This window comes from Paracoccus sp. (in: a-proteobacteria) (genome assembly GCF_030536915.1).
Classification (GTDB): domain Bacteria; phylum Pseudomonadota; class Alphaproteobacteria; order Rhodobacterales; family Rhodobacteraceae; genus Paracoccus.
In genome coordinates this window covers 6,119-8,638 of sequence record NZ_JAUNPC010000062.1, presented here as the reverse complement: position 1 = coordinate 8,638, position 2,520 = coordinate 6,119, and the positions used below count along the sequence as shown (strand labels likewise).

The following is a 2,520-nucleotide window of genomic DNA, read 5'->3' as shown; positions in this document are numbered from 1 at the left end:
CCCTCGGCCAGCGGCGCTTTCGTGTCCATCAGCATCACATGGTCGGCGCCGCGTTCAAGGGCATGGCTGCCGCCCGCGGGGATGGTGATGGACTCGACCTGCACCATCGACATGACGCCGTTTTCCTCGCGGTGGGTATGCAGCTCGGCCCGGTCGGTGACTTCGGGGGCGCTGACGGCGGTCAGGGTGCAGTCCGTGCTGCCGGCGTTCCCGATCACCATGAAGGCCGCGCCGACCTTGGGGTTGGTCGAGCGCGCATAGGCATCGGTCACGGTCAGGTCGCCGACGGTGGTGCCGTGGTCGTGGCCCTCATGGGCCGGGACGGCAAGGGGAAGGGCCGCCACGATGGCGGCAAGGATCAGGGTCCGGTTCATGGTCGGATAACTCGCTTGATGTGTTGCAGGGTTCGTTCAGGCGGCCTGCAACGGCGGCGGGGCGCGGGCCTGCGGAACCGGATGGATAAGGCCCACGCGCCGGGGTGCCGCGGGCGGTTCGGCGCGGCGGTACGGCTGCGCGTCGCGCCGGGCGATCACCGGCGGCGGATCAAGCGTCAGCAGCAGGCTTGCCGCCATGTCGGGGCAATAGCGGACGCCCTGCGGGTGGTCCGGGTCGACGATGACGGCGCTGCCCGAGCACAGGATGACCTCGGTTCCCGACCGCACCTGCCCGCGCGCCATTCCCAGCGACAGGCTGGTCAGGACGATGAGCCAGACAAGGCCGAGGCGAAGCAGCATCTGCATGGCGGCCAGCCTAGGCTGGCGGAAATCTTTCGCCAAGGGCCGGAACGACAAAGGCCCCGCCACTTGGGGCAGGGCCTTTCCGAATCGCTGCAGGATGAGATCAGGCCTTGGCTAGCTCGCGCTTGATCTTCAGCGCGCGCGCCGACAGTTCGTCGTCCTTGGCCTTGGACAGATAGGCATCCAGACCGCCGCGGTGGTCCACCGAACGCAGCGCCGCCGCCGAGATCTTCAGCGAATAGGACTGGCCCAGCTTGTCCGAGATCAGCGTGACGTCGTTCAGGTTCGGCAGGAACCGGCGACGGGTCTTGTTGTTGGCGTGGCTGACGTTGTTGCCGGTCATCGGCCCCTTGCCGGTCAGTTCGCAGACGCGCGACATGATGTTGATCCTTCGTTGCAGCGTCCGGCCCCGCAGCCGGGCGCCGGAAATTGAAAGGGCGCCGACTGGCAGCGCCCGGAAATCCGTTGCGTGTGGATAGGGGCCGCGACCCTGCAAGTCAAGGCCGAATCGCAGGTTCTGCCGACTTGGCAATCCCGCCGCGTCTTACTACCACGGGCCGGACCCATGACCGCACGCGAGGCGAAGATGCCGGACCCGCAAGCCTCCTTTCCCGACCTGTCCGATCTTGCCGCGCGGCTGGTCGCCGGCGAACGCCGGGCGCTGGCCCGCGCCATCACGCTAGTGGAAAGCGCCCGCCCTGACCACCGCGCGCAGGCGATCGCGCTGCTGGCCGCGCTGCCGCCGCGGCAGGCGCTGCGGATCGGGCTGTCCGGGACGCCGGGCGTCGGCAAGTCCAGCTTCATCGAGGCGTTCGGGCTGATGCTGACCGGGCAGGGCCTGCGGGTGGCGGTGCTGGCGGTGGACCCGTCCTCGGCGCGGTCGGGCGGCTCGATCCTCGGCGACAAGACCCGGATGGAAAGGTTGTCGCGCGATCCCTTGGCCTTCATCCGCCCCTCGCCCAGCCAGGCGGAACTGGGCGGCGTCGGCCGCCGCACGCGCGAGGTCGTGCGGCTGGCCGAGGCCGCGGGCTTCGACGTGGTGCTGATCGAAACGGTGGGCGTCGGCCAGTCCGAGACCCTGGTGGCCGAGATGAGCGACCTCTTTGTCCTGCTGCTGGCCCCCGCGGGCGGGGACGAGTTGCAGGGCGTCAAGCGCGGCATCATGGAGATCGCGGACCTGATCCTCGTGAACAAGGCGGACGGGGAACTGAAGGCCACCGCCAACCGCACCGTCGCCGATTACGCCGGCGCCCTGCGGCTGCTGCGCAAGCGCCCGCAGGACCCCGAGGGCTTTCCCAAGGCCCTGCCCGTTTCGGCGCTGGAGGGAGACGGCCTGGCCCGCGCCTGGGACGAGATGCAGGCGCTGGCGGAATGGCGCCGCGAGACCGGCCATTTCACCCGCCGTCGGGCCGAGCAGGCGCAAAGCTGGTTCCTGTCCGAAGTCCGCGCCGGCCTGCTGGGCCGGCTGCAGCGCGACCCTGCCGCCGGCAGGCTGGCGGCCCTTGGCGCCGATGTCGCCGCCGGCCGGTCCGACCCCGTGGCCGCGGCGGCAGAAATGCTGGCCGCGCTGGACTGACGCCGCCGCAGGTGGCGAGGCACGACACCTCCGAATAGAAGGGCAGTCACTGCCCCGGCAGAATCAGCGTCGTCAGGATCTGCCGGGCATTGCGGTTCAGCGAAACAGCGAGATGCCGGGGGTCAGGCCAGCCTGATGCCGGTGCAGCGTCAGGGCAAAGAGGAACAGGATCACGCCCAGCCCCTCGGCGCCTTCCTCGATATTGAC

At 69.8% G+C, this 2,520-nt stretch carries 4 protein-coding genes; 1 reads left to right on the top strand and 3 read right to left on the bottom strand.

Going from position 1 to position 2,520, the window contains the following annotated elements:
* From Q4F04_RS10890 to rpmB, 3 genes are all read right to left on the bottom strand, one after another.
* Positions 1–374: copper chaperone PCu(A)C (locus Q4F04_RS10890; protein WP_303369856.1), on the bottom strand; the 374-nt coding region annotated here is incomplete at its 3' end.
* Between the two features lie 36 nt (positions 375–410).
* A complete protein-coding gene (locus Q4F04_RS10885; protein WP_303369855.1) occupies positions 411–740 on the bottom strand; it encodes a hypothetical protein in 330 nt (109 codons plus the stop codon).
* Between the two features lie 100 nt (positions 741–840).
* Complete coding sequence (rpmB, locus tag Q4F04_RS10880) at positions 841–1,116, bottom strand: 50S ribosomal protein L28 (RefSeq protein WP_303369854.1); 276 nt, start codon at positions 1,114–1,116, stop codon at positions 841–843.
* Positions 1,117–1,302: 186 nt separating this feature from the next.
* Here rpmB and meaB point away from each other — a divergent pair, with 186 nt between their 5' ends.
* Positions 1,303–2,313 carry a methylmalonyl Co-A mutase-associated GTPase MeaB gene (gene meaB / locus Q4F04_RS10875; protein ID WP_303369853.1) on the top strand — a complete coding sequence of 337 codons (1,011 nt, stop codon included), beginning with the start codon at positions 1,303–1,305 and terminating at the stop codon, positions 2,311–2,313.
* Positions 2,314–2,520 lie beyond the last annotated feature (207 nt).